The 26,300-nt window shown below is 69.3% G+C and carries 23 protein-coding genes; 16 read left to right on the plus strand and 7 right to left on the minus strand.

Going from position 1 to position 26,300, the window contains the following annotated elements:
* The 3 genes from DMH03_RS37155 to DMH03_RS37165 all read left to right on the plus strand — a co-directional run bounded on the left by DMH03_RS37155 (position 1) and on the right by DMH03_RS37165 (position 3,182).
* A complete protein-coding gene (locus DMH03_RS37155; RefSeq protein ID WP_125796762.1) occupies positions 1-960 on the plus strand; it encodes a MoxR family ATPase in 960 nt (319 codons plus the stop codon).
* Positions 960-2,246 (plus strand): DUF58 domain-containing protein, encoded by a 1,287-nt coding sequence (locus DMH03_RS37160; RefSeq protein ID WP_125796654.1) that lies wholly within the window; start codon positions 960-962, stop codon positions 2,244-2,246. The genes DMH03_RS37155 and DMH03_RS37160 overlap by 1 nt, the downstream gene beginning before the upstream one ends.
* A gap of 153 nt (positions 2,247-2,399) precedes the next feature.
* Positions 2,400-3,182 (plus strand): RICIN domain-containing protein, encoded by a 783-nt coding sequence (locus tag DMH03_RS37165; protein ID WP_125796655.1) that lies wholly within the window; start codon positions 2,400-2,402, stop codon positions 3,180-3,182.
* Positions 3,183-3,333: 151 nt separating this feature from the next.
* On the opposite strand, the gene DMH03_RS37170 is transcribed toward DMH03_RS37165, so the two are convergent.
* Together DMH03_RS37170 and DMH03_RS37175 are read right to left on the minus strand one after the other, a co-directional pair.
* Positions 3,334-4,407, minus strand: coding sequence for a hypothetical protein (locus DMH03_RS37170; RefSeq protein ID WP_125796656.1), 1,074 nt, complete (start codon positions 4,405-4,407; stop codon positions 3,334-3,336).
* A gap of 17 nt (positions 4,408-4,424) precedes the next feature.
* Positions 4,425-5,432, minus strand: a complete 1,008-nt coding sequence (locus DMH03_RS37175; RefSeq protein ID WP_125796657.1) for a stage II sporulation protein M — start codon at positions 5,430-5,432, stop codon at positions 4,425-4,427.
* 61 nt (positions 5,433-5,493) lie between these two features.
* Here DMH03_RS37175 and DMH03_RS37180 point away from each other — a divergent pair, with 61 nt between their 5' ends.
* The gene (locus tag DMH03_RS37180) at positions 5,494-6,387 is read left to right on the plus strand and encodes an RDD family protein (RefSeq protein ID WP_125796658.1); all 894 of its coding nucleotides are present in this window, start codon (positions 5,494-5,496) and stop codon (positions 6,385-6,387) included.
* Between the two features lie 296 nt (positions 6,388-6,683).
* On the opposite strand, the gene DMH03_RS42995 is transcribed toward DMH03_RS37180, so the two are convergent.
* Positions 6,684-8,144: a neutral zinc metallopeptidase gene (locus tag DMH03_RS42995; RefSeq protein ID WP_305021793.1), complete on the minus strand. Its 1,461-nt coding sequence runs from the start codon at positions 8,142-8,144 to the stop codon at positions 6,684-6,686.
* A gap of 100 nt (positions 8,145-8,244) precedes the next feature.
* On the opposite strand from DMH03_RS42995, the gene DMH03_RS37190 reads away from it, so the two are divergent.
* From DMH03_RS37190 to DMH03_RS37240, 11 genes are all read left to right on the plus strand, one after another.
* The gene (locus DMH03_RS37190; protein ID WP_125796764.1) at positions 8,245-10,014 is read left to right on the plus strand and encodes a DUF2207 domain-containing protein; all 1,770 of its coding nucleotides are present in this window, start codon (positions 8,245-8,247) and stop codon (positions 10,012-10,014) included.
* 73 nt (positions 10,015-10,087) lie between these two features.
* Entirely contained in the window at positions 10,088-11,686 is a 1,599-nt protein-coding gene (locus DMH03_RS37195; RefSeq protein ID WP_125796659.1) for a DUF2207 domain-containing protein, read from the plus strand.
* A gap of 21 nt (positions 11,687-11,707) precedes the next feature.
* Positions 11,708-13,012, plus strand: coding sequence for a pitrilysin family protein (locus tag DMH03_RS37200; RefSeq protein ID WP_125796660.1), 1,305 nt, complete (start codon positions 11,708-11,710; stop codon positions 13,010-13,012).
* On the plus strand, positions 13,009-14,385 hold the full coding sequence (locus DMH03_RS37205; RefSeq protein WP_125796661.1) for a pitrilysin family protein: 1,377 nt from the start codon (positions 13,009-13,011) through the stop codon (positions 14,383-14,385). The genes DMH03_RS37200 and DMH03_RS37205 overlap by 4 nt, the downstream gene beginning before the upstream one ends.
* Positions 14,385-15,398 (plus strand): NAD(+) diphosphatase, encoded by a 1,014-nt coding sequence (nudC, locus tag DMH03_RS37210; RefSeq protein ID WP_125796662.1) that lies wholly within the window; start codon positions 14,385-14,387, stop codon positions 15,396-15,398. Before DMH03_RS37205 ends, nudC begins: the two co-directional genes overlap by 1 nt.
* Positions 15,399-15,876: 478 nt before the next feature.
* On the plus strand, positions 15,877-17,127 hold the full coding sequence (locus tag DMH03_RS37215) for an ROK family transcriptional regulator (protein WP_125796765.1): 1,251 nt from the start codon (positions 15,877-15,879) through the stop codon (positions 17,125-17,127).
* A 10-nt stretch (positions 17,128-17,137) separates the two neighbouring features.
* Positions 17,138-18,520, plus strand: a complete 1,383-nt coding sequence (locus DMH03_RS37220; RefSeq protein WP_125796663.1) for an extracellular solute-binding protein — start codon at positions 17,138-17,140, stop codon at positions 18,518-18,520.
* Between the two features lie 4 nt (positions 18,521-18,524).
* Entirely contained in the window at positions 18,525-19,514 is a 990-nt protein-coding gene (locus DMH03_RS37225; RefSeq protein ID WP_199749170.1) for a carbohydrate ABC transporter permease, read from the plus strand.
* Positions 19,511-20,404, plus strand: a complete 894-nt coding sequence (locus tag DMH03_RS37230) for a carbohydrate ABC transporter permease (protein ID WP_125796664.1) — start codon at positions 19,511-19,513, stop codon at positions 20,402-20,404. The genes DMH03_RS37225 and DMH03_RS37230 overlap by 4 nt, the downstream gene beginning before the upstream one ends.
* A complete protein-coding gene (locus DMH03_RS37235; RefSeq protein WP_125796665.1) occupies positions 20,401-21,666 on the plus strand; it encodes a 6-phospho-beta-glucosidase in 1,266 nt (421 codons plus the stop codon). Before DMH03_RS37230 ends, DMH03_RS37235 begins: the two co-directional genes overlap by 4 nt.
* Positions 21,651-22,655, plus strand: a complete 1,005-nt coding sequence (locus DMH03_RS37240; protein ID WP_199749171.1) for an N-acetylglucosamine kinase — start codon at positions 21,651-21,653, stop codon at positions 22,653-22,655. The genes DMH03_RS37235 and DMH03_RS37240 overlap by 16 nt, the downstream gene beginning before the upstream one ends.
* Before the next feature lie 84 nt (positions 22,656-22,739).
* Here DMH03_RS37240 and DMH03_RS37245 read toward each other — a convergent pair whose 3' ends face one another.
* From DMH03_RS37245 to DMH03_RS37260, 4 genes are read right to left on the minus strand one after another with little or no spacing between them, the layout of a single operon-like run.
* Complete coding sequence (locus DMH03_RS37245) at positions 22,740-23,264, minus strand: SRPBCC domain-containing protein (RefSeq protein ID WP_125796667.1); 525 nt, start codon at positions 23,262-23,264, stop codon at positions 22,740-22,742.
* Entirely contained in the window at positions 23,261-23,590 is a 330-nt protein-coding gene (locus DMH03_RS37250) for a helix-turn-helix transcriptional regulator (RefSeq protein WP_125796668.1), read from the minus strand. The genes DMH03_RS37245 and DMH03_RS37250 overlap by 4 nt, the downstream gene beginning before the upstream one ends.
* A gap of 46 nt (positions 23,591-23,636) precedes the next feature.
* Positions 23,637-25,004: a gluconate:H+ symporter gene (locus DMH03_RS37255; RefSeq protein WP_125796669.1), complete on the minus strand. Its 1,368-nt coding sequence runs from the start codon at positions 25,002-25,004 to the stop codon at positions 23,637-23,639.
* Positions 25,001-25,495, minus strand: coding sequence for a gluconokinase (locus DMH03_RS37260; RefSeq protein ID WP_125796670.1), 495 nt, complete (start codon positions 25,493-25,495; stop codon positions 25,001-25,003). The genes DMH03_RS37255 and DMH03_RS37260 overlap by 4 nt, the downstream gene beginning before the upstream one ends.
* A 103-nt stretch (positions 25,496-25,598) precedes the next feature.
* Here DMH03_RS37260 and DMH03_RS37265 point away from each other — a divergent pair, with 103 nt between their 5' ends.
* Positions 25,599-26,294, plus strand: a complete 696-nt coding sequence (locus DMH03_RS37265) for a FadR/GntR family transcriptional regulator (RefSeq protein WP_125796671.1) — start codon at positions 25,599-25,601, stop codon at positions 26,292-26,294.
* The last annotated feature ends 6 nt before the right edge of the window (positions 26,295-26,300 follow it).

The following is a 26,300-nucleotide window of genomic DNA, read 5'->3' on the forward strand; positions in this document are numbered from 1 at the left end:
GTGGATGGTGCGGCCGAAGCACGGGCGGCGCTGATCGCCCTGCGGGCCGAGGTCGGGAAGGCCGTGGTGGGCAACGACGCGGCCGTCACCGGGCTCATCATCGCGTTGCTGTGCCGGGGACATGTGCTGCTCGAAGGCGTTCCCGGCGTGGCCAAGACGTTGCTGGTGCGGGCTTTGGCCGCGGCGCTGGAGCTGGAGATGACCCGGGTGCAGTTCACGCCGGACCTCATGCCGGGCGACATCACCGGCTCGATCGTCTACGACGCGCACAGCGGCGAGTTCTCGTTCCGCGAGGGCCCGGTGTTCACGAACCTGTTGCTGGCCGACGAAATCAACCGCACCCCGCCGAAAACGCAGTCTTCGCTGCTGGAGGCGATGGAGGAACGTCAGGTCTCCAGCGACGGCAAGACGCGGCCGCTGCCCGATCCGTTCATCGTCATCGCGACGCAGAACCCGGTCGAATACGAAGGCACGTACCCGTTGCCCGAGGCGCAACTCGACCGCTTCCTCTTGAAGCTGACCATGCCGATGCCGTCCCGTGAGGACGAATTCGGCATCCTTTCCCGGCACGCGCAGGGTTTCGACCCGCGAAACCTCGGCGCGGCGGGGATCACCCCGGTCGCCGGGGTCGCCCAGCTCGACGCCGCCCGCCGCGCGGTCGCCGGGGTCACCGTGCGCCCCGAGGTGCTCGCCTACATCGTGGACGTCTGCCGGGCGACGCGGTCGCTGCCGTCCGTGCGGCTCGGCGTTTCGCCGCGTGGCGCGACCGCGCTGCTCGCCGCGACCAAGGCGTGGGCGTGGCTCGCCGGCCGCGACTACGCCACCCCGGACGACGTCAAAGCCTTGGCACGGCCGTCTTTGCGGCACCGGCTCGATCTGCGGCCGGAGGCCGAACTCGAAGGTGCGACCGCCGACGGTGTGCTGGACCGCGTCCTCGCGTCCGTGCCCGTTCCGCGCTGATGGCCGTCACCGGGCGGCTCGGGCTGCTGGCGCTCCTCGCGGCGCCGGTGGTCGGTTTCCTGCTGCCCTCCTGGGCTGGGATCGGGCTGGCCGCGGCGGTGCTGTTCCTGGTGGTGGCGCTGGATCTCGTGCTCGCCGGAAGTGTGCGGCGGCTGGAATTCGCGCGGTCCGGGGCGACGTCCGTGCGGCTGGGGGAGGCGTGCGAGGTCACGCTGACCGTGGCCAATCCCGGCGGCCGTCCGGTGCGCGCTTGGCTCCGGGACGCCTGGCCGCCCAGCGCCGGCGCGGAAGACAGGCACCGTTTGACTCTGCCGGCGGGCGAACGCCGCGTCGTGACCACCCAGCTCCTGCCCACCAGGCGCGGCGACCGGACGGCGGCCAGGGTCACCGTCCGATCGACAGGCCCGCTGGGGCTCGCCGCACGGCAGGGTTCGCACGACGTGCCGTGGACCGTGCGGGTGCTGCCGCCGTTCCACAGCCGCAAGCATCTGCCGTCGAGGCTGGCGCGGCTGCAACAGCTCGACGGCCGCAACGCGGTGCTGATCCGGGGCCAGGGCACGGAATTCGACTCCCTGCGCGAGTACGTGATCGGCGACGACGTCCGGTCGATCGACTGGCGGGCTTCGGCGCGCGCGTCCGACGTCATGGTGCGGACCTGGCGCCCCGAACGCGACCGGCACGTGGTGCTGGTGCTCGACACCGGCCGCGTTTCGGCGGGCCGGGTCGGGGACGCGCCGCGGCTGGACGCGGCGATGGACGCGGCCCTGCTGCTGGCCGTGCTCGCCGCGCGGGCGGGTGACCGCGTCGACCTCCTCGCCTACGACCGGCAGGTCCACGCCGCGGTCCAGGGTTCGAGCGACTTGTTGCCCGCCTTGGTGAACGCGATGGCCCCGCTCGAATCGTCGCTCGTCGAGACCGACGCGCGCGGGATGATCGCGGAGGTCCTGCGGCGGACGCGGCGGCGCGCGCTGGTCGTCCTGCTGACCGGGCTCGACGCGGCGCCGCTGGAAGAAGGCCTGTTCCCGGTGCTGTCCAAACTGACCTCGCGACACCAGCTGATGATCGCTTCGGTGGCGGATCCGCGGGTCGCCGAGATGGCGGCGGGCCGCGGCGACGCGGAAGCCGTCTACGACGCGGCCGCGGCCGAGCGGGTGCTGGCCGAACGCCGCCAGGTCACCGCGCGGCTGGCACGGCACGGTGTCGAGGTCGTCGACGCCGTCCCGGAGGACCTGCCGCCGCGGCTGGCCGACCGCTATCTCGCGCTGAAGGCGGCCGGACGGCTCTGATGCCGTCCAGGTGCGGTCCGCGACATGAGCACCCGGGGCCGGCCTGAGAAGAGGGCGTCGGGCTGAACCCGATGGAGTGGTGCCGGTTGGCGACGGGTGTCCCGGGCGGTTAGCTCGGAGGGAGATCCGGATCGACACGATTGGGGCACAGGCTTGCGCAGGTTCGTGCTGTTCTTCGCGGTGGTTTCGGTGCTGCTGTCCGGGGTGCCCGCTTCCGCACAACCCGCCGGGACACCGGTCCACCTCGCCGACGGAGGCGGGAACCTCTCCCTGGCCGCGGCCGACGGCAAGCTCGCCCTCGCCGACGCGAAGGACGCCAACGCGCAATGGGTGTACGACAAGGCGGCGCTCTCGTACAAGCATGTCGCGAGTGGACAGTGCCTGGCGGCGATCAGTCCCGTCGACGGCGTCGGCGTCAAACTCGTGGCGTGCGACGGCAAGGACCGTCACCAGCAGTGGCGCCGCAACGCCGGGCTGCCCGGATTGGTGCTCCTGGCGAACGTGGCGACCGCGCGCTGCCTCACCGCGGAGGCGCCGATCGCCGGATCGCGGCTGTATCAGGAAGTCTGTTCACTGCCAGGACTGTCCAACACTTGGGCGGCCGGGGTGCGGACCCTCGCGATCCTGTCGGGGAACGGGCAACGACTGTCCACGAAGACACCCGGTCAGCCGTTCGTGGTGCGCGTGATCGGGGAGAGCGGGCAGCCCGCGGCCGACGTGCCGGTGAACTTCTTCGTCCGCGCCGCGCGGGCGAAGAACGTGCTGGTCTTCGAAGGCGGCGCCGAGACGGCGACGGCGAAGACCGGCGCCGACGGGTCGGCCGCGAGCCCGAAGATCGTCCTGACCGAACCGGGCGAATTCGAGATCCGGTTCGCGGGCAGCGCGAGCCTGGAGGACGGGAACAGCATCACCTTCGAGGGCAGCTGCACCTGCTGAGCGTGGCGCGACGGCCCCTCTTCGCTACCGAACCCTGCTCCCGACGTTGCGACGGGCAGGAAGGTCGTGAGTGGTAAGTGTCGTTCTAACGGCACTTACCACTCACGACCCGGATCCTTCGGCACCACGCCGAACTGCCCCCTTTGCCTTACTAGGCCACCAGAGCGAAACTCGAGTAGTACTCGCCAGACGGATCCCGCGAACCACTCCGGTCGGGGCTGACCTCGGCACCGACCCAGCCCTGGAACGCCCCCGCGTCGTCGATCACCTGCAGCAGCGGGCGAACGTGACTGTTGCCGAGGTAGCAACCGTTGTAGGACAGGCATTCGCACCAGAACTCGTAACTGTTGCGCCGTCCGCCGAAGGCATCGCTCAGGTAGTAGAACCGCCTGTCGCCGGTGTCGATGATCTTCTGCGCGCATGCCTCGTATCCGGCGCCTGGGAGGCAGCAGGAGGTCGGGGCGCAACCGGAGTCGTACTGCACGAAGCCGAGGCACGAGCCGTCGTCGCATTTGTTCCAGCCAGGACCGACACCGAGGGCGCCACTACCGCCTCTGGTCCAGTTGGTGATCGCACGGCGGTTCACCCCTTGCCCTTCGAGCAGGTACGACCGCTGGGTCGCGCGGACCGAACTCATCGGGGCCTTGCTCGTCTGCGCGAGGGAGGCGTTGCTGCCGTAGGCGATGCCGCTGGTGATGGAGTAGTCGTCACTCACCAGTTGCATGCGGCCGAGACCCGGCCGGGGTTCCGAAACCGACCACGTCTCCGCGAGGTTCACGGTCGTCGTGGTGCCGTTGACGGTGCTCTTCGTCCAGGTGATGGCCACCTGCCCGGAGTTCTCGGCATAGGTGCCGGTGAAGTGGCCGTTCGGTTCACCGGTGAAGCCCGGCGCGGTCTTGATCGGGCAGTTGTTGCGGGGATTGGACCCCGGCGCCCAGTCGCCGCAGTAGTAGACGTCGCCGCTGTTGACCGGGGCGGGGAAATCCGCCTGGTTCCAGGTCCAGAAGTTGTGCGCGACGGTGTTGTCGGCCGGGTTGAACACGAGGTAGCCGAGGCGGATGTAGTTGCGGTCGGCGTCGGTGCGGAATCCGCCGACGCTCACCACCCAGTTCTGTTTGCCCGACGGCGCGGATCCGGTCCGGGCCTGGGACGCGCCGACGAGGAGCGTCGAGGCGAGCACGGACAAAACGACGATCGCCAGAACGCGTAACCGTTTTCTCGCCATGGGAGAAGCTAACCAGTTCAGCCGGCTTCAGGTCGAGAATCTCCAGCGTATCGCCAGTCGACGTCACCCACTTCGCCCGCTTTCGCGGCCCGGCGCCCGACCACGAACACGTACAGTAAGAACGCGACCTCGGCGACCACTCCGATGCCGATGCGGGCCCAGGTCGGCAGGCCCGACGGCGTCACGAAACCCTCGATCACGCCGGAGATCAGCAGGACCACGGTCAGCCCCAGCGCCATCACCACGACCGACCGCCCCTGCTCGCCGAGCGCCGCCGTCCGGGACCGGCGCCCCGGGTCGATGACCGTCCAGCCGAGCTTCAGCCCCGTCCCTGCCGCGACGAACACCGCGGTCAGCTCCAGCAGGCCGTGCGGCAGGATCAGGCCGAAGAACACGTCGAGCCGTCCGGCCGAGGACATCAGCGCCGCGCCGATCGCGAGGTTCAGCGAGTTCGCCCAGAGCGCGTAGATCACCGGGAGCCCCAGCACCACGCCGAGGAACAGGCAGGTCGCGGCCACCCACGCGTTGTTCGTCCAGACGCGCGCGGCGAAGGAACCCGCGGGGTCGGACGAGTAATACGTCTCGTACTTCCCGCCCGGCGCCGTCAGGTCCTTGAACTCCTCGGGCGAGGCCAGCGACGCGAGCACCTGCGGATCGCCCGCGATCCATACCGCCGCGATCGCCATCACCGCGATCGACGCCGCCGCCGACGCCAGCCACCAACGCCTGCTCAGGTACAGCGCCGCCGGGAACCGCTGGGTGAAGAACAGCCCGACCTCACGCCAGGCGGGACTGTGCGAGCCGGTGACGGCCGAACGGGCCTTCGCGACCAGACCGGACAGGTGCGCGACGAGCACCGGATCGGGCGCGACCGAGCGGATGATCGAAAGATGCGTCGCGACGCGCTGGTACAGCGTCACCAGCTCGTCGGCGTCCGGGCCGCTGAGTTTCCCGGCGCGGCCGACGAGGTCACGCAGCCGGTTCCATTCGGCCTCATGCGCGGCGACGAACACGTCCACGTCCAACTCGGAGCCCTCCCGGCGATCGTCCTTGGTCGCCCAGCCTATTCGTCACTACGCTTGCCAGGTGGAACAAGAGTCCGAACTCGTCACCGGCGAGGCCGTCGTCCTGGACGTGCGCGCGGCGAAACTGGCCAGCCGCGGGCTCGCCATGATGCTCGACGTCGCCGTCCAGCTGATCGCGCTGGTCGTCGCGATGCTGGTCCTGAGCCAGGTCGCCGCGTTCGGGGACGAGGCGCTGGCACTGACCCTGTTCCTGGTGACCCTCGTGCTGATCATGGTCGGCTACCCGGTGATCTCCGAGACACTGACCCGCGGCCGCACCCTCGGGAAGATGGCGCTCGGCCTGCGGGTGGTCCGCACCGACGGCGGCCCGGTCCGGTTCCGGCACGCGCTGGTCCGCGGGCTCGCCGGCTTCTTCGTCGACTTCTGGGCGCTGGGCATGCTCGGCGTCGTGGCCGTGGTCACGTCGCTGCTGTCACCCAACGGCCGCCGCGTCGGCGACTACCTCGCCGGCACCCTCGTGATCCGGGAACGCATGCCCGCCTCCCGCACGCCGTACGTCGGGATGCCGCCGCAGCTGGCGCACTGGGCTTCGCAGCTGGACCTGACCCGGCTGCCGAACGACCTCGCGCTGGCCGTCCGGCAGTACTTGAGCCGCACGAGCGAGCTTCGCCCCGAAGCGGTCGAAGCCCTCGGGTACGGGCTCGCGCAGCAGGTCGCTTCGGTGATCGGAGCGCCGGTGCCGCCGGGGGTGCCGTCGTGGGCGTACCTGTCGGCGGTGCTGGCGGAGCGGCGGCAGCGGGATCAGGCGAAGCTGCAACCGGCGGTTCAGTACGGGCCGCCGGTGGCGCAGCCCTTCGCGGCGGGACAGTCCTTCGCGCCTGTTGCGCAGCCGGTCGCCCAACCGCAGCCTCCCTCGGAGCCGGTACCGGAGAACCCCTTCACGCCGCCCAGCTGACCTACGCCGAAGTCCGTGAGGGCCTCCTTCCCTACCCTGAGAGTAGGGAAGGAGGCCCTCACGGACTTGCGCCGACTTACCCTGCCGGGCCCCTGCGCCCCCAAGTACATGAAGGCCCCCTTCCTTGCGCTAGACGCAAGGAAGGGGGCCTTCATGTACTACGAAGCCTTTACACGCTGCCGACGGTGCCACAGCGCCAAAAGGTCGCGTTGCAGAAGTCCGTGAAGGCCTCCTTGAGGGACTCTGGGTCCCTCAAGGAGGCCTTCACGGACCGAGCCGGGCGAAACCCGAGCGGGTCAGGAGACGTCGGCCGGCTTGGCAGACCACGTGTTGCACTGGAACAGCCGGTTCTTCTGCGCGCCGTGCTGCCACCACGAGACGGCGTGCGCGTCGGAGCCGTGATCGCGCGGGCCGCCGTTGTGGTCGCCGCGGTCCTGGGTCTGCCAGGCGTCGCGGTACATCGCCTGGTCGACCGAGCCGCCGCGGCCGACGGTCGAGCCCAGGAACGTCCCGGACAGACACTGCGCCGAAAGCTCGTTGCGCCGCGACATCTCCAGGCCCGCCGCCGAGTCGGTGCCCGCTTCGTACCGCGCGTCCCAATAGGCTTTCGAGATACCGGAGAGCGCCTGGATGTGGTGCGCGTACTCGTGGGCGTAGAGGGCCAGATAGACCCCGGGCCGGTTGCCGTACTGAGGGACCTGAAGGCCTTCGTACGGCATGTAAAGCGTCTCGTTCTGCGAGCAGTAGAACGCCGCCACCGAGCCGTTGCTGGCGTCGCCGCAGGGGCTCGACCAGTTCTTGCCGGACGGGTACTTCACGGTCGGGACGCGGAACGGCAGTTTCGTGTAGTTCATGACCTGCTGCCAGACGCTGTCCAGGCAGGGCCGCGCGCTTTCGAAGAACGCCGCGGCCGCTTCCGGGTTGTTCGCCCAGCGCGAGAGGTTGCACGGCTGGTTCGGGAGACCGACTTGGGAATCGAGCCACAGCGGGTTGTCCGCCAGCTTGTAGTGCGGTTGCGGGCCGGACGGGGCACGGCTGGCCGAGGTCTCCCGGGTCGAGCCCGCCGACGTTTCGCGCGAGGCGGTCGAATCGCGGGAACGGGTGCTCGTCGTCGACGTGTCGCTGGACGTGGTCGTCGTGTAGTCCGAAGAGGACGTCGTCGAATAACTGGAGTATCCGACATCCGCGGTGTGCCGCGAGTCGCCGTTCGCGATGGTGACGACCATCAGCAGCCCGCCCATGACCGCCATCACGGCGACGATCGCGACCGCCGCGATCACCCCGCCGTTGGACTTCTTGGCGTGATATCCGCCGTACGGGGTGAACGCGGGCTGAGCGAAACGCGGGCCGTACGGAAGCTGCGGCGGGCCGGCCGCGCCGGGCCGGAACGGGACCGGTGCGCCGATCCGCGGCGGCGGCAGCGGGGCCGCGCCCGGCGGGGGCAGCGGCATCCCGCCGCTCGGCGGACCTTGCCGGAACGGCGGCGGGACCGGAGTCGGCCGGGAGACCGGCGGTTGCCCGGGGCGGCCGGGCGGGACGGGGCCCGGACCACCGCGCGGCGGCAGTGGCCGCGCTCCGGGTGGCGGGAGCGGGCGACCACCTTGCGGTGGCAGCGGACGCGCGCCCGGCGGCGGGAGCGGGCGGCCACCTTGCGGCGGAAGCGGACGCGCTCCGGGTGGTGGCAGCGGGCGGCCACCGTGCGGTGGCGGAGTCGGCCGGCGCCGCGGATCAGGCGCGCCGGGCGGCTGCTGGTTCATCGAGTGGATCCCCCATGCGGTTCGGCAACGCCGTTCGCCCAGGTGGCGGATTCGGCGTTTCGGCGGTCAGCATAGATCGGCTGCCCTAAGGTGTGTGGCTGTGTTGACGAAATGGGGGACGGCGGTCGTGGCCGTCGCGGCGAGCTCGGCCTTGATGGCCCCGCCGTCGGATACGAACGTTCCGGAGGCGCCCGAAGCGGGCCCTTCGCTGACGAACGCGCCGCAGTTGCCGAAGCCGCCGCCGATCGGCGCACGCGGCCAGCTCGGGCTGCTCCAGCCGCCGAGCGGCACGGCCGCGAACGTCTCGGTGAAGGTGGAACGCGACGGTTCGGTGTCGATCACCGAGCAGGTGACCGTCCCGGGTGGACAGCATCTGGTACGCCGGATTCCGTTGAAGGTTCCCGCCGGTGAGGATCAGGACCGCGTCTACGGCGTCCGTGACGTCTCGGTGGAGGGCGCGGGGAAGGCCGAGTCGAACGGCGAGCAGCTGGTCGCCACCTTCGACGGCGGCGCGGCCACCCTCAAGTACAAAGTGGACGGAGCGGTCGCGGACGTCAACGGTGCGCAGCAGGTGCGCTGGCAGGTGGCGAGCGGCTGGGACGGCGAACTGTCCCGCGTGTCCGCGTCGTTCAGCGCGCCGACGCGCGAAACGCCCACAGTGGACTGTTTCGCCGGGCCGCTCGGTTCGGACAGGCAGTGTTCGCTCGCGGAGATCGACCACAGCGGCGTCGTCCGCGTCGAGCAGGACAAACTCGCGGCAGGCGAACGGGTCGACCTCGCCGTCGGACTCCCGGCGGGCACGGTGCCCGCGAACGCGCGGTTCGAACAGATCGCCTCGGTCGGCGGAGCGTTCGCCCTCACCACCGTCGCCGGTCTCGGTTTCGGGGCCCTGGCGCTGTTGCTGATCCTCGGCGCGCTCGCCGTCTGGTTGCTGCGCCGTCGCGACAAGGGCGCGCACACCGCGGGTACCGGTCCGGTCGACGTCCTCATGCGAGACGGTGATCGGGTCTCCTTCGCCTCGCCCGACGGTGTCCTGCCCGGCCAGGTCGGCACGGTCGTCGACGAGACGGTCGACGTCGTGGACGTCAGCGGAACGGTGGTCGACCTCGCGGTCCGCAACTACCTGTGGATCGCCGAGGTGCGCGGCGCGGGCACGGTCGACTGGCAGCTCACCCGCCGCAACGCGCCCGACGAGCACCTCGTCGCCTTCGAACGCGAGATCTACACCGCGCTCCTTCCCGAGGGCACCGATTCCGTGCTGCTGTCGGAACTCCGCGGCCGCGGCACCGTCGACCTCCGCGTCGCCGGCGAGGCGATGTACGCCGACGTCGTGCGCAAGGGCTGGTTCTCCCGCCGTCCGGACAAGGGCAGGAGCAAGCTCACTTGGGCGGGTATCGGCCTGGTCGCGCTCGGTCTCGTGGGCACCGTCGTCCTGACCTTCACGGCGGGGCACGCGCTGCTCGGCGTGGCGGTCTTGCTCGCCGGGATCGCCGCGTTGCTGGGTGCCTCGTGGGTCCCGCCGCGGACCTCGCGCGGCAGGCGGCTGGTCGGCCAGGTGCGCGGCCTGCTCGAGTACCTGCACACCGTCAAGGTCGCCGATATCCCCGTGGCGGACAGGGAATTGGTGTTCTCCCGGTCGCTGCCGTACGCGATCGTGCTCGGCGACACCGAGCACTGGCTCCGCACGTTCGAGGGGCTCGACCCGTCGGCGGACGGTTCGGCCGGGCTGTACTGGTTCGGTGGCCTCGAAGGCGATCGGGATCTGCGCCGGTTCGCCGCGCACCTTCCGTCGTTCCTGTCCGCTTTGGACGGTCTGCTCGCCGAATCCGGGCACCTGCGCTCGCTTCGCCCGGAACCGGTCCCCGCCTGACGTGAAGACTCGCGATTCGTCCTCTGAATGCGGTCCTTGCGCGCGCAACTACCGCATTCAGAGGACTAAATGCGTGGTGTTGGCGCTCGTTCTGCTGGTGCTGAGCGCGGCACCGGCGGGAGCGCAAGGCGAACCGCAGCTGCCTTCGCTGCCCAACAGCGCGGAGATCTCGCTCAAGGTGGAACGCGACGGCGCCCTCTCGGTCGTGGAGGCGGTGTCCGTGCCGAGCGAGGCGACGATGACCCGCCGGATCCCGCTCCGCACGGCGGCCCCGCACAACCGCGACCGGATCATCGGCATCCGCGACGTCGTCATCGAGGGCGCGGGCAACTCCGAGCTGACCGAGGACGAGTTCACCGTCAAGCTCAGGGGCGGCACCTCGATCGTCCGGTACACAGTGGACGGTGCGGTCACCGAAGCGGACGGTCTGGTGCGCGTCGGCTGGCAGGTCGCGGGCGGCTGGGACGCCCGGCTCGAACTCGTGCGGGCGAGCTTCGCCGCGCCGTCCATCCCGAACGCGGTCACCTGCTACGCCGGGCCCGAGGGTTCGCGCGCGCACTGCGGGACCGCCCAGATCGCGCATTCCGGGCTGACCCGGTTCAACCAGCAGAATCTCGCGGCCGGACAGCGGATGGAGATCTCGGTCGAGTTGCCCGGCGGCACCGTCCCGGCGAACGCGCGGCTGGAGCCGTCGAAGACCTTCGCCGGAGCGTTCGTGCTCACCTCTCCGGTCGGCTGGGCTTGGGGCGGCTTCGCGCTCGCGCTGGTCGTGGCCGCCGTGGCGCTGGGCCTGCTGCGAAGGCGCGACAAGCACCCGGGCGACGCGCTCCCGGTCCGGCTGCTCACCGGGAAGGATGACCAGGCCGCGTTCTCGTCACCCGACGGCGTGCTGCCCGGACAGGTCGGGACCGTGCTCACGGGGCGTGCCGACGCCGTCGACCTGGCCGCGACGGTCGTCGACCTCGCGGTCCGGAACTACCTCTGGGTGACCGAGGAGCCCGGCGAGCTGACCGGCTGGCGACTCGTCCGCCGCAATCCGCCGGACGAGCAGCTGACCGCTTACGAACGCGCGGTGTTCGACGTCCTGCTGCCGGACGGACGGGAGTCGGTGTTGCTGTCGGAGCTCCAGTCCGCGCGGGTCGGGATCGAAACGGTGCGGGACTCGTTGGACGACAGCGTCGTCGAACGCCGCTGGTACTCCCGGCTGCCCGGCAGGCTCACCGGCGTCGGCCTGCGCGTCTGCTTCTACGGGCTGTTCCTCACCGTCCTGCCGGCCTTGACCGTCGGCTACGCCCAGCTCGGACTGATCGTCATCGCCGCGGGCGCGGTCCTCGCCGTCGCCGCCCGGTGGCTCCCGGCTCGCACCGGGGCCGGCGTTACACTGCACCGGCGGCTGCTCGGCGTCCGTGACGCGCTGCTGGAGACCAAGGCGGCCGCCGTCCCGAAGCTCGAACGCGAGGTGCTCCTCTCGCGGGCGCTGCCGTACGCGCTCGCTCTCGGCGAACAAGAAAACTGGGTCGCCGGATTCGCCGCACTGAAGGGTCCGCCCAAGATCTACTGGTGTGGCAGGGAAGGCGACGGCGAGACGGACGTCGCGCGGGTGAGCGACTTCACCGCCGCACTCGTGGGAACCTTCGCCGCGACCCGCCAGGGTCGTCGCCTGGAGGCCTGAGTAGCCCGTAGGGTGGTGCGCATGGCCGATCCCGAGCTTGTCCGATTCACCCTCGACAACGGTCTGCGCGTGGTGCTCGCGCCCGACGAGACCGCTCCGGTGGTGGGTGTCAGCGTCCACTACGACGTGGGCTTCCGTTCCGAGCCCGAAGGGCGCACCGGTTTCGCGCACCTCTTCGAGCATTTGATGTTCCAGGGGAGCGAGAGCCTGGAGAAGCTCGCGCATTTCCGGCACGTCCAGTCGAGTGGTGGCAGCTTCAACGGCTCCACCCATCCGGACTACACGGACTACTTCGAGGTCCTCCCCGCCGCGGCTCTCGAGCGCGCCCTGTTCCTCGAAGCGGACAGGATGCGGGCGCCGAAGCTGACGCAGGAGAACCTGGCCAACCAGATCGACGTGGTCAAGGAGGAGATCCGCCTCAACGTGCTGAACCGGCCGTACGGCGGGTTCCCGTGGATCACCCTCCCGCCGGTGCTGTACTCCACGTTCCCCAACGCGCACAACGGTTACGGCGGTTTCGAGGATCTCGAACAGGCCACCCTGGACGACTGCGCGGCGTTCTTCGACACCTACTACTCGCCCGCGAACGCAGTGCTGACCGTCGCCGGTGACTTCACCGTCGAGCAGGCCCGCGAGCTGATCGAGAAGCACTTCGGCGACGTGCCGCACCGGCCCGCGCCCGAGCGTCCCTCGTTCGCCGAGCCCGCCCCCGAGGGCGAGCTGCGCGGCGAGCAGGTGGACCCGCACGCCCCGCTGCCCGCGGTCGGCGTCGGCTACCGCATGCCGGATCCGATCAACGACCTCGACGGCTACCTGGCGAACCTCGTGCTCGCCGGCGTGCTGACCGACGGCGACGGTTCCCGGCTCCAGCAGCGCCTGGTGCACCGCGAGCCGCTGGTCGTCGACATCGGCGCGGGCGCCGGGCTGTTCGGCCCGTTCGAAGCCCGTGACCCGGACACCTTCACCATCACCGCGATCCACCCGCCGGACGTGAGCACCGACCAGGTCCTCACCGCGCTGGACGAGGAACTGGAGAAGCTGGCGGCCACGCCGCCGGGAGACCAGGAGATCAAGAAGGTCACCGCGCGCTGGGCCGCGAGCCTGCACTCCGAGCACGACAAGCTGGTGTCCCGGACGCTCGCGCTCGGCTCTTTCGAGCTGCTGTACGGCGACGCGTCGCTGGTGTACCGGCTCGCCGAGAAGATCTCGGCGGTCACCGGGGAGGCCGTTTCGGCGGCGGCGAAGGCGCTGCGGCCGGACTCGCGCGCCGTGCTCGTCGTCCGCCCGGGTAGTGGATCTTCAAACCAGGAAGGTACCGAGCAGTGAGCGCACCGCACCGCACCGCCGAGGAGATCGGCCGCACGGCCGCCGGGCCGCGGCCGGTCCCGCCGCTGGGGACGCAGCGCGCCGCCGCCGATCTGTCCCATGTGGACACCACGCTGAGCAACGGGCTGCGGGTGCTCGCCGTCCGCAAGCCCACCGTGCCGCTGGTCGAACTGCGGGTGTGGATCCCGTTCGCCGGTGAGGACAAACTGCACCCGGCCACCGCCGAAGTGCTGGCCGAGACCCTGCTGACCGGCACCGCCCGTCGCGACCGCATCGAGATCGACGCCGATCTGGCGCTGATCGGCGGTGACCTGTCCGCAGGTGTCGACCCGGAGCGCTTGGTCCTCATGGGTACCTCGCTGGCCGACGGCCTGCCGACGATGCTCGACGTCCTCGCCGACGCGCTCACCGGTGCCTCGTACGCCGACGCCGAGGTCGAGCGGGAACGCGAGCGGCTCATCGAGCGGATCGCCGTCTCCCGCACGCAGCCCAGGACGATCGCCCGCGAGGCGCTGCAGAAGCACCGCTACGGCGACCACCCCGCGGTGCGGGAGGTCCCGCAGGCCGAAGATGTCGCTGTCGTGACGCCGGAACAGGTTCGCGCGCTGCACCGGGCTTCGGTGCTGCCGCGGGGATCCGTGCTGGTGATCGTCGGCGACATCGACCCCGAGACCGTCATCGGCGACCTGGAGAAGGCGTTCGGCGGCTGGGCCTCGGACCGCTCCGCCGTCCGCCTGCCGCCGCTGCCCGAGCTCACCGGGGGCAACGTCCTGCTGGTGCCGCGGGCCGGTGCCGTGCAGTCGCAGATCCGGCTGTCGGCGCAGACCGTGTCGCGCACGGACCCGCGGTATCCGGCACTGCAGCTGGCGAACCTCGTGTACGGCGGGTACTTCTCGTCGCGGCTGGTCGAGAACATCCGTGAGGACAAGGGTTACACCTACAGCGCGCATTCCGGATTCGAGTTCACGGACCAGACCGCCGTGGTGAACATCGACGCGGACACCGCGACCGACGCCACCGCGGCCGCGCTCATGGAGACCCGGTACGAGCTGGCCAGGCTCGGTCTCGTGCCGCCGACCGCCGACGAGGTCGAGTCGGTGCGGCAGTACGCGATCGGCTCGCTGGTCACCTCCGCGTCGTCGCAGGGCGGGCTCGCCGCACAGCTGGCCGCGCTCGCCGCGACCGGACTGGGCGTCGAGTGGCTCGGCGAGCACCCGGCACGGCTCGCCGCGGTCACCGCCGAAGACGTCGCGAACGCCGCTCTGGAGTTCTTCGCACCCAAGCGGTTCACCGGGGTCGTCGTCGGTGACGCCGACGTCCTCGCGCCGAAGCTGGAGGCGTTGGGCGACGTGACGGTCGGGGAGCCCTCCTGATGGAGACACCGTTCGAGTTGGGTGCGCTCCCGACGCTTTCGCGCTCCACGGCGGACCGTCAGGAATCCTTGCGCACCAACCCGGACAGGCTCGCCGAGCGCTGGCCGAACGCCCGGGTCGTGCTGCTCGACGAGCACGCGCGCACGCCGGTGATCGAGGCTTCCGGCACGCTCGCGACCCGCAAGACGCAGGACGTCGGCACCGAGCCGCCCGTCGACGCGGTGTTCCTCGGGGAGTGGCAGGGCACCGACTACTGGTCGCTGCCCGGCCGCCCCGCCGGGGAGACCGACACCGTCGAAATGGCGGGCAGCTGGGGTGTCGTCGAAGAAGTCCCGCGGCACGAGGGCGAGATCTGGGTCGACCTACGCGGTTACGGCGACCTGCTCGACGACGCGTCGGCAGGGCTGTTCACCACCGCGCAGGCGTTGCAGGCCTGGCGACGGCAGGCGAAGTTCTGCACGCGCTGCGGGAGCCCGACCGAGATCGTCCAGCTGGGCTGGGCGAGCAAGTGCACCGGCTGCGGCCGCGAGGAGTACCCGCGCACCGACCCGGCGGTGATCTGCCTCGTGCACGACGACGCCGGCGTCAACGGCGAGCACGTCCTCCTGGCACGGCAGCCGATCTGGCCGCCGGACCGCTACTCGATCCTCGCCGGTTTCGTCGAGGCGGGAGAGTCGCTCGAAGGCTGTGTCGAGCGGGAGATCCGCGAAGAGGTCGGCGTCGACGTGCGCGATGTGCGTTACCTCGGCAGCCAGCCGTGGCCGTTCCCACGGTCGATCATGCTCGGCTTCACCGCACGGGCCGACATCTCCGCTCCGCTGGTGCCCGCGGAGGACGAGATCGAAGAGGCGTTCTGGGTTTCGCGCGCGGAGGTGCGGGCCGCCTTCGCGAACAGCCAACTGCGGAACGCCGGTGCCGTGCCGACCCCGATCGCCGGTGGTACGCGGCAGCTCGTGCTGCCGGGGAACTCGTCGATCGCGCGCGTGATGCTGGCGGCCTGGGCCGGCGTCTGACCCTGGCGCACGCCGCTCGGCTGGCTTGAGCTCGATCAAGCGGTGGGCCTTCGCGACGATGGAGGATTTGGGACACTGAACGTCCCAAATCCTCCATCGTCAGCCCGCCGGGGCGTCGTGAGCGGCGCCTTCACGTGTCTGGATGGACGACTCCCGCGTGCCGTCCACCTGGTCACGAGTGTCGTCCGTCGGATCACGCGTGTCGTCCACCTGATCACGCGAAACCGCCCGTTGAGGCGTCGCGAGCGGCCATCCGTAGGGCATTACCACTCACGAAGCAGGTCCACCCGCCTGTCCCGAATCGGACACCCTCCGCACCGGTGCGTATACCCGCTGTGCGGAACACCCCAAGCGTTACCTCCCCGTTTCATCGCGCCGTTGACGGCTGTGGTTCGGCTCACTACAGTCCCCGGAAACCGTCTGTAAAGTTTCCTAACGAAGTCGGGAGCGAGCCCAAGTGCGAGCCGGCAGTCCGCGAATGCTGCGCGAGATCAACGATCGCGCGGCCATCGAGGTCCTCCTGAGGGACGGCCCGCTGACGCGCTCGGAGCTCGAAGTCGCGATCGGCCTGTCGAAACCCGCGACGGCGCAGCTGCTCACGCGCCTCGAGCAGGACGACGTCGTCGCCAAGGCGGGCGTGCGCGGTGGGGGCCGCGGGCCGAGGGCGCAGCTCTGGCAGGTCAACGGTGGCGTCGCCTACGTCGCGGCCGTGGACCTGACGCCGCAGCAGGCCGATTTCGTGGTCGCCGACGTCACGGGCGCGGTGCTCGCCGAGTACCAGGTCCCGCTGCCGGTCCACGAGGGCGCGGACGTCGTCGGCACCTTCGGCGCGGCGCTCACCAGCGTCGCGAACAGTGCCGGTCTCGCCGCCACCGATCTCCGCCACGTCGTCATCGGCGCGCAGGGCGCGTTCGACCCGCGCACCGGCCTGCTCTCCTCGGCGCCGCACATCCCCGGCTGGCTCGGTTTCGACGTGCCGAGCAGGCTCAGCCGTGAACTGGGCGTCGAGGTCACCATCGAGAACGACGTCAACCTCGTCGCGATCGTGGAGATGACCGCCGGCCAGGCCGTCGGGCTCGACGACTTCGTGATGATCTGGCTCAGCGACGGCGTCGGTGGCGCGGTGGTGGTCGGCCGCAGGCTGTTGCGCGGCGCGACCGGCGGTGGCGGCGAGATCGACTGGATGCGGGTGCCCGATCCGGTTTCCGTCGCCACGCCGAACGAAAAGCCGCGCGCCGGAGATCGCTTCGGTGACCTCGCCGCCTCCCCGGCCGTCGTCGAGCTGGCCGCCGCGCACGGTATCGAAGCCGAGGACGGCGCGGACGCGGTCACCAAGGCCCGCGAGAACCACAACGAACCCTTCCTCGACGACCTGGCCCGACGCGTCGCGGGTGGCGCGGCCGGTCTCATCGCGGTCGTCGACCCCGAACTCGTCCTCCTTTCCGGTGACACGAGCCGTGCCGGTGGCGACGAATTCGCCGCGCTGGTCGCGAAAAGGCTGCACGAACTGGTCCTGCCCCGCACCCCGGTCGGGGTGGCTTCGGTGCAGGGCAACGCGGTCCGCGCGGGCGCGCTCCAATCGGCGCTCGCCACCGTCCGCAGGGACGTCTTCGGCGTCAACACCCCTTCGCTCCTCGGGCCGAGACGGTCCGGGGCGGGAGAGCCAAATCCGATCGTGGCGATCCCGGATTCACGAACAGAACCACCGTCTCCCGCCCCAACCAACTAGGAGGAGGGTCATGAGTTCCACGACCCAGGTTCGGAGAAGTGGCCGCCGTTGGCGCGGCTCGATAGTGCTCGGCGCGGTCACCGTCGCCGCGCTGGTGTCCGCGTGTTCGGGCGCCGCAAGCGGCCCGAGCGGCGGGTCGGGCGACGCGGCGGCCGCCCCGGCCGCGGACGCGAAGCTCACGCTGACCGTCTACAGCAAGTTCACCGACCGCGAGTACAACGTGGTGACCGCCGGGCTCAACAAGCTCAAGGCGAAGTTCCCGAACATCGAGATCAAGCACGAAGGCCAGCAGGACGACGACAAGATCACCCAGTCCATCCGCGGCGGCAACCCGCCGGACGTGGCGATCTCGTTCTTCACCGACAACCTCGGCGCGTGGTGCTCCACGGGCAGCTTCCAGGATCTGAAGCCCTACATCGACCGCGACAAGATCGATCTGACGCAGATCCCCGACGCGGTCCGCAGCTACACCGAGTACCAGGGCAAGCGGTGCGCCATGCCGCTGCTCGCCGACGTCTACGGCTTCTATTACAACAAGGACATGTTCGCGGCGAAGGGCATCACGTCGCCGCCGAAGACGACCTCGGAACTGTTCGAGGCCACCAAGAAGCTGACCGAGTTCAACCCGGACGGCTCGATCAAGGTCGCCGGGTTCATGCCGTCGATGCCGTTCTACGCCAACTTCGCGCAGTACTGGGCCCCGAACTTCGGTGCCACCTACCTCGGCGCGGACGGCCAGTCGCATCTCGCCGACAGCCCCGAGTGGAAGGCGATGTTCGACTTCCAGAAGCAGCTCGTCGACTTCTACGGCGGTCACGCCAAGGTCGAGCAGTTCAAGGCCGGTCTCGGCGAGGAGTACTCGGCGGACCACGGTTTCCAGCGCGGCAAGCTCGCGATGATGATCGACGGCGAATACCGCACCGCGTTCATCAAGGACCAGACGCCGGACCTGAAGTTCGGCACCGCGGCCCCGCCGGTGCTCGACAGCAAGCCGGATCGCTACGGCGGCGCGTTCACCACGGGCACGATCATCGCGATCCCCAAGGGTGCCAAGAACCCCGGCGCGGCTTGGGAACTGATCAAGCAGGTCACCCTCGACACGGCGACGCTGGTCGAGCTGTCGAACGGGCTGAAGAACGTGCCGAGCACCAAGGCCGCGCTGACCGACCCGAAGCTCGAGGTCACGCCGGAGTTCAAGACGTTCCTCGACCTGTACAACGGCGGAAAGCTGCTGCCGAACCCGTCGACGCCGATCGGCGACGCGCACCTCAAGGCCGTCAACGACTTCGCCGAGAAGTGGCAGGCGGGCAACATCCCCGACATGACCGCGGGGCTCAAACAGGTCGACGCTCAGATCAACGACGAGCTGGCCCAGAAACGCGCCGGCGGCTGATCGCATGACCTCGACCATGGACTCGCACGTGGTCGCTTCCCCTTCCGCGTCCAGCCGGACGCGGAAGGGGAACGCAGCGCGCCGCCGTCGCACAGTCTTCTATTTCATCGCACCGGCGATGCTCGGGTTCCTGATCTTCTTCGGCTACCCGCTGATCGCCACGGTGTACTACTCGCTCACCCGCTACGACCTGATCAACCCGCCGGAATTCGTCGGCTTCGACAACTACATCCGGATGTTCACCAGCGAGCCGCTGGTCGGCACCGCCGCGTACAACACGCTGTGGCTGGTGATCGTCCTGACGTTCTGCCGCGTGGTGTTCGCCCTCGGCACGGCGTCGATCATCTCCCGGCTCAAGTCGGGCGTCGGCCTGGTGCGGACGCTCTGCTACCTGCCGTCGCTGGCCCCGCCCGCCGCGGCGACCCTGGCGTTCGTGTTCCTGTTCAACCCGGAATACGGCCCGGTCAACGCGTTCCTGCGGGCGGTCGGCGTCGACGGCGGCCTGTGGTTCAACGACCCGGCGATGTCGAAGCCCGCGCTGACCCTGCTGGTGATGTGGGGTTCGGGCGAGCTGATGATCATCATCCTGGCCGCGTTGCTCGACGTGCCGCAGGAACAGTACGAAGCCGCCCAGCTCGACGGCGCCGGTCCGGTCCGCCGGTTCTGGCACGTCACACTGCCGTCGATCTCGCCGGTGCTGCTGTTCGGTGTCGTCAACTCGATGATCTTCGCGTTGCAGTTCTTCACACAGGCGATCGTCGCGGGTTCGGCGGCCGCCGGCGCGGCGGACGTCGCGGGTAACACGAGATTCATCGGCGCACCACAGAACTCGACGCTGACCTATCCGGTTTGGCTGTACGTCCAGGGTTTCCGGTATTTCAACATGGGTTACGCGGCGGCGATGGCGGTCCTGCTGTTCATCGTCTCGGCCGGGTTCACCTGGATTCTCGTGCGGCAGCTCCGTAAGTCCCAGCATCAGGAGGAGGGCGGATGACCACACTGGCCGAACCCCGGCACGCCGCCCCGGCGTCCGAACCGCCGAAGGTACGGATGCGGCGTCAATGGGACAAGAAGCTGTACTGGATCGCCACGCACAGCCTGGGGATCGCGATGGGCGTGATCTTCATGTTGCCCATCCTGTTCGTTTTCCTCACCGCGGTGATGTCGAGCGAACAGGCGCTTTCGTCGAACTTCTGGCCGAAGGAATGGCACTTCGAGAACTTCATCGAGGTGTTCGAAAAGGCGCCGCTGTTGCAGTACTTCGGCAACAGCATGCTCTATTCGACGCTGGCCACCTTCGGGGCGCTTGTTTCGGCCATTCCGGCGGCGTACGCGCTTTCGAAGCTGAAGTTCCGCGGGCAGAACCTGTTCTTCATGCTCACCGTGGCCGCGATGATGCTTCCCCCGCAGGTCACCGTCGTGCCGCTGTACGACCTGTGGGTGCGGCTCGGGTTCACCGGGACGCTGGTCCCGCTGATCGTGCCGTACTTCTTCTTCGACGCGTTCTCGATCTTCCTGCTGCGGCAGTTCTTCCTCACCATTCCGAAGGACTACCTGGAAGCGGCGAAGATCGACGGCTGCAACGAGTTCCAGACGATGCTCAAGGTGCTGATCCCGATGGCGAAGCCGGGGATCGCGGCCACCGCGATGTTCTGCTTCCTGTTCACCTGGAACGACTATTTCGGTCCGCTGCTCTACACCGGTGAGACCCGCGACAGCTGGCCGCTTTCGCTGGCGATCGCGTCGTTCCGCGGGATGCACCACGTGGAATGGAACCTCACCATGGCGGCCACCGCGCTGATCATGCTTCCGGTGATCGTGCTGTTCGTATTCGCGCAGAAGTCCTTCGTCAAGGGCGTCACATTCACAGGGGTCAAGGGATGAAACTGGCAGTCGTCGGTGGTGGGTCCACGTACACGCCCGAGCTGATCGACGGGATCGCCGGTCGGCGGTCCACTTTGGACGTCGACGAGATCGTGCTGATCGATCCGGACGCGTACCGGGTGGAGGCGGTCGCTGACTTCAGCAACCGGTTGCTCGACCACGCCGGGCATCCGGCGCGGGTCCGCACCACCGCGAGTCTCGAAGAGGGTGTCGACGGTGCGTCGGCGGTGCTGATCCAGCTGCGGGTCGGCGGGCAGCGCGCGCGGCGCGGGGACGAGACGTTCCCGCACGCCTGCGGCTGTGTCGGGCAGGAGACCACGGGCGCGGGCGGCCTCGCGAAGGCGCTGCGCACCGTGCCGGTCGTGCTCGACATCGCCGACCGGGTGCGGAAGATCGCCGGTGACGACACGTGGATCGTGAACTTCACGAACCCGGTCGGCATCGTCACCCGCGCGCTGCTGAACGAGGGCCACCGCGCCGTCGGGCTGTGCAACGTCGCGATCCACCTCCAGCGCACGTTCGCGCATCTGCTCGGTGCCGGCGTCGACGAGGTCAAACTCGTCCACACCGGACTGAACCACTTGAGCTGGGAACGGAAGGTGCTCGTCAACGGCGAGGACCGGCTGCCGGAACTGCTGGCGGAGCACGCGGAATTCCTCGGCGAGCACGTCACCGCGCCGGTCGAGTGGATGCGGCGGATGAACGTCGTGCCGTCGTATTACCTGAAGTACTACTACGGGCACGACGAGCAGGTCATGAAGCAGCGCACCGAGCGGCCGCGCGCGGACGTCGTCAGCGACGTCGAAGAGGAACTGCTCAAGGTGTACCTCGACCCGGAGGTGGTGACCAAACCGGAGCAGCTGGAAAAGCGGGGCGGCGCCTACTATTCCGAGGCCGCGGTGCAGCTCGTGCACGCGCTCACCTCGGGCGGGCCCGCGGAGGAGCACGTCGTCAACGTCCGCAACGAAGGCACTTTCGACTTCCTGCCGGACGACGCCGTCATCGAGGTTCCGTCCCTTGTGGACGGAAACGGTCCTCGTCCGATCGCGCAACCGCGGGTGGAACAGCGGTTCGCCGGGCTCATCGCCGGGGTCACCGCGTACGAGCACCTCGCGCTGGACGCGGCGATCAAGGGCGGCCGGGACCGGGTGGCCGACGCGTTGCTCGCGCATCCGCTCGTCGGCCAGTACGCCAAGGCCGATCAGCTCGCCGACACGCTGGTGCAGGTCAACCGTGAGTTCCTGCCGTGGGCGGGGGCATGACGGCCGGCTCACGAGACGTCGTCGTCGCGATCGACGGCGGCAACAGCAAGACCGACGTCCTGATCGTCTCGCGGGACGGACGGGTGCTCGGACAGTCGCGAGGGCCGGGCGCCTCCCCGCAGAACATCGGGGTCGACGGCAGCGTCCGCGCGCTGGAGAAGCTGGTACTGGAAGCCCTTCGCGGGGCGGGGCTTCCCGACGAACGTCCTTTCGCGACACATACGTCGGCCTACCTCGCGGGGCTGGATTTCCCGCGGGAGGAGAAGATCCTGCACGCCGCATTGGCCGCACGCGGCTGGAGCGACACGCTGATCGTCGGCAACGACACGCTCGCACTGCTGCGCGCGGGCAGTTCCGACGGGACGGGGGTGGCGGTGGTGTGCGGCGCCGGGATCAACGGCGCCGGTGTCAGCGCCGACGGCCGCGAGCACCGGTTTCCCGCGCTGGGCAAGATCTCCGGCGACTGGGGCGGCGGCTACCGGCTGGGCGAGGAAGCACTGTGGTGGGCCGTCCGCGCCGAGGACGGCCGTGGTCCGGGTACGGCTTTGCAAGCCGCCGTCACCGCGCACTTCGAGACGTCTTCGGTGCTGGAAGTGGTGCAGCGACTGCACTTCGAGGAGCTGCACTCCGACGCGATCCACGGCCTGTGCCCGCTGCTGTTCGCCGTCGCGGCGGACGGCGACGAGGTGGCGCAGGACGTGGTCGACCGGTTCGTCGAAGAGGTCGCCCTGCTGGTCGGGGTCATCCTCCGGCGGCTCGAACTGACCGGGGAAGCACCCGAAGTCATCCTCGGCGGGGGAGTGCTGACCGGGGTCGGCACGCAGGTGATCGCGGAAATCGAGCGGCGGTGCCTGAAGGTGGCGCCGCAGGCTTCGATCCAGGTCGTCGACGTGGCCCCCGTGGTCGGCGCGGCGTTGTTCGCACTGGACACCATCGGTGCCGCGGACTCGGCGAAGGTCGCGCTCAAGGTGGCCACGAAGCGGGTCTGAAGGAAGTAGCGCGTGTCATGAAAGGGTCGTTCAGGACGAATTTTGTCCTGAACGACCCTTTCATGACACTTCCGGACTATCGGCTCAGGAAGCGGCCGGGACGAGCGGCTCGTCCGTCTCCAGCAGCGTCTTGAGGTCCGACAGGATCCACGCCCAGCCGCCACCGGCGTTCTCGCCCGGTCCGGCGTTGACGTCCTCCTGCGAGCCGTCGACCAGCGCGGCCGTCGTCGGCGCGTCGGTGACGTCGTGGGTGACGGTCAGCCGGGTGCCCGCGGTCTTCGTCTCTTCGATCTCATAGGTGAGCTTGGTGTACGGCTCCTTTTCGAAGGACGGGTCCATCAGCAGCTTCCAGGTGATGACCAGTTTGCGCGGTGGGTCGACCTCGAGGACCTCGCCGTCGACCAGGTCGTTCGTGAACCCGGCGTCGATGAAGCCCTTCGTCGGGTGGGTGGCGTGCTTGCCACCCGGCCGCAGGTCGAAGTCGACGAGGCCGGTGTAGCCGTACTTCTGCGACCACTCGGGCTTCGTGATCGCGTCCCAGATCTTCTCCGGGGTGGCCTTGATGTAGACGCGGTAGACCTGGGTCGTGGCGACGGTGGTGTCGGTCATGGGGGTGGCTCCTCGGTTTCGAGTTCGGCTTTGAGGTCGAGCAACACGGTCACGTTGTGTTCCGTGAACTTGTCGATCCACCGGTCGTGGATCTGCCGGATCGGAACCGGGTTGAGGAAATGCCGCTTCTCCCGGCCCTCCTTGCGCGTGACGACAAGTCCGGCTTCTTCCAGCAGTTTCAAGTGCTTCATCACGCCGAACCGGCTCATGTCCACTTCGGACTCGAGTTCGGTCAGCGTGCGGCCGTCACGCGCGAACAGCTGGTCGAGCAGGAACCGGCGAGTCGGATCCGCCAGGGCCTTGAAAACCAGGTCGTCGTCGGGCACGTCAGAAGAATAGGTGACCAAAAGGTCACGTGTCAACCGGTGGTCGCTACAAGAGTGCGCCGAGGGGGAGGATCAGGGCGATCGCGACCACGGAGATGACCGTCTCCATGATCGACCAGCTCTTCAGTGTCTGCCCGACCGAAAGCCCGAAGTACTCCTTGACCAGCCAGAACCCGGCGTCGTTGACGTGGGAGAAGAACAGCGAACCGGCGCCGATCGCCAGCACCAGCAGCGCGCTGTGCGACGGGTCCATCGTCGCCGCGAGCGGGGCCACGATGCCGGCGGCGGACACCGTCGCGACCGTCGCGGAGCCCGTGGCGAGCCTGATCGCGACCGCGACCAGCCAGCCGAGCAGCAGCGGTGACAGGTTCGCACCGGTGGCCAGGCTGGTGATGACGTTGCCGACCCCGGCGTCCACGAGGGTCTGCTTGAACCCGCCGCCCGCGCCGACGATGAGCAGGATGCCCGCGATCGGCGGGAGCGAATCGGCCACCGTGGACGACAGCTTGTCCCGGGTGAAGCCCGCGGACTTGCCGAGGGTGAGCATGCCGAGCAGGACCGCGGCGAGCAGCGCCACCAGCGGGTCGCCGATGAAGTCCAGCACGCGGCGGAGGTGGTTTTCCTTCTCCAGCAGGATGTCCGCGAGTGCTTTGCCCATCATCAGCACGACCGGCAGCAGCACCGTGGACAGCGTCGCGAGGAAGCCGGGCCGCCGTCCGTCCGAAGAGGACGATTCCGGGACGAGCCGGTCCGGCGCGACGGCGTCCGGGACCATCTTCGCGGCCAGCCTGCCGAACAGCGGTCCGGCGATGATCACCGTCGGGATCGCGACGAGCAGGCCGAAGGCCAGAGTGAGGCCGACGTTCGCGTTCAGCGCGCCCGCGGCGGCGAGCGGGCCGGGGTGCGGCGGGACAAGGCCGTGCAGCACCGAAAGCCCGGCGAGCGCGGGGATTCCCAGCAGCAGCAACGGTTTCCCGGTGCGCTTGGCGACCAGCAGGATCACCGGGATCAGCATGACCAGGCCGATCTCGAAGAACATCGGCAGGCCGATCAGTGCGGCGACCAGCGCCATCGCCCACGGCAGCGTGCGATCGCCCGCGCGGCGCAGGATGGTGTCGACGATCTGATCGGCGCCACCGGAATCGGCGAGCAGCTTGCCGAGCATCGCGCCGAGCGCGATCAGCACGCCGACCGAGGCGACGGTGGAACCGACGCCGGAACTGAAGCTCTTGATCAGCTTGTCCACCGGCATGCCCCCGACGAGCCCGAGCACGCCGGAGCCGAGGATGAGGGCCAGGAATGGATGCTGCTTCGCCTTGGTGATCAGGACGACGATCACGGCGATGGCGAGCACCGTCGCGCCGATGAGACGGGTGTCGTGGCCGGTCCAGGCGGCCGCGAGGGTGGTGGTCATGAGCGGTCCTCGAAAGCGGAGAGGGCGGTTTCGACGATTTCTTCCGGCTTTTTCGCGATGTCGGCGACGAGGCCGCGCTCCTCCGGGCGCAGCGGCTCGAGGTCGGCGAGCTGGGAGTCCAAAAGGGACACCGGCATGAAATGGCCGGAGCGGGTCTTCATCCGGTCGGCGAGCAGGTCGCGGTCGCCGTGCAGGTGCAGGAACCAGACGTCGCCGCCGCCGCGCAGGATGTCGCGGTAGCGGAACTTGAGTGCGGAAGACGTCACGACGCCGCCGGAGGACTGGTGGTCGGAGATCCAGGCGGCGATGGCTTCGAGCCAGGGTTGCCGGTCTTCGTCGTTCAGCGGGTGGCCGGAGCTCATCTTGTCGATGTTCGCCTTCGGATGGAACGTGTCCGCTTCGGCGTAGTCGACGCCGAGGCGTTCGGCGAGTGCCGTGCCCACGGTCGTCTTGCCCGAGCCGGAAACGCCCATCACCACGATGACGGTCATCCGTACCTCCCACGTCGTTGTAGCCGGGACGAGTACAGCTCAAAAGTACTACGTAAGCAAGATGAAGTACTACTTAATCGAGTCAGAACGTTAGGGTCGCCTGGTGGGCAACGACAGGCATGCCGAAGTGCTCGACGCGCTCGGCTCCGCGATCGCGAACGGGCGGCTTCCGCCAGGCTCCGTGCTGCGTTCCGAGGAGCTCCAAGAACGGTTCGGCGCGTCCCGAACGGTGGCGCGCGAGGTGGTACGCGTCCTCGAAACGATGTGCCTGACCAGCAGCAAGCGCCGGGTCGGGATGATCGTGCGCGAGCCGCGTGACTGGAACCATTACGACCCGAGACTGCTTCGCTGGCAACTCGACGGATCCGAGCGGAAGACCGCGCTGCGAACCCTCACCGAACTGCGCTCCGGCGTCGAACCGTGCGCCGCCCGGTACGCCGCACTGCGGGCGACACCGGAAGAGGGCGGCCGTCTCCGGGCCTTGGCGAAGCGGCTGGAGGAAACGGCGCACCAGCGGGACCTCGAGACCTTCCTGGGGCACGACGTCGCCTTCCACGATCTGCTGCTTTCCTCGTCGCGGAACCCGATGTTCGCGCAGCTTTCGGCGGTCGTCGCCGAAGTGCTCGCCGGGCGTACCGGCCACGGGCTGATGCCGGAGGAGCCGCAGCCCGAGGCCGTCGCGCTGCACGTCGAGGTCGCGGCGGCCGTCGACGCCGGTGACCCTGACCGGGCCGAACGCGCGATGCGGGACATCGTCATCCAGGCGCGTGACGAGATGGCCGTCCTCCTGGACGGATGATCTTCG

The organism is Amycolatopsis sp. WAC 01376 (genome assembly GCF_003947415.1).
Classification (GTDB): domain Bacteria; phylum Actinomycetota; class Actinomycetes; order Mycobacteriales; family Pseudonocardiaceae; genus Amycolatopsis.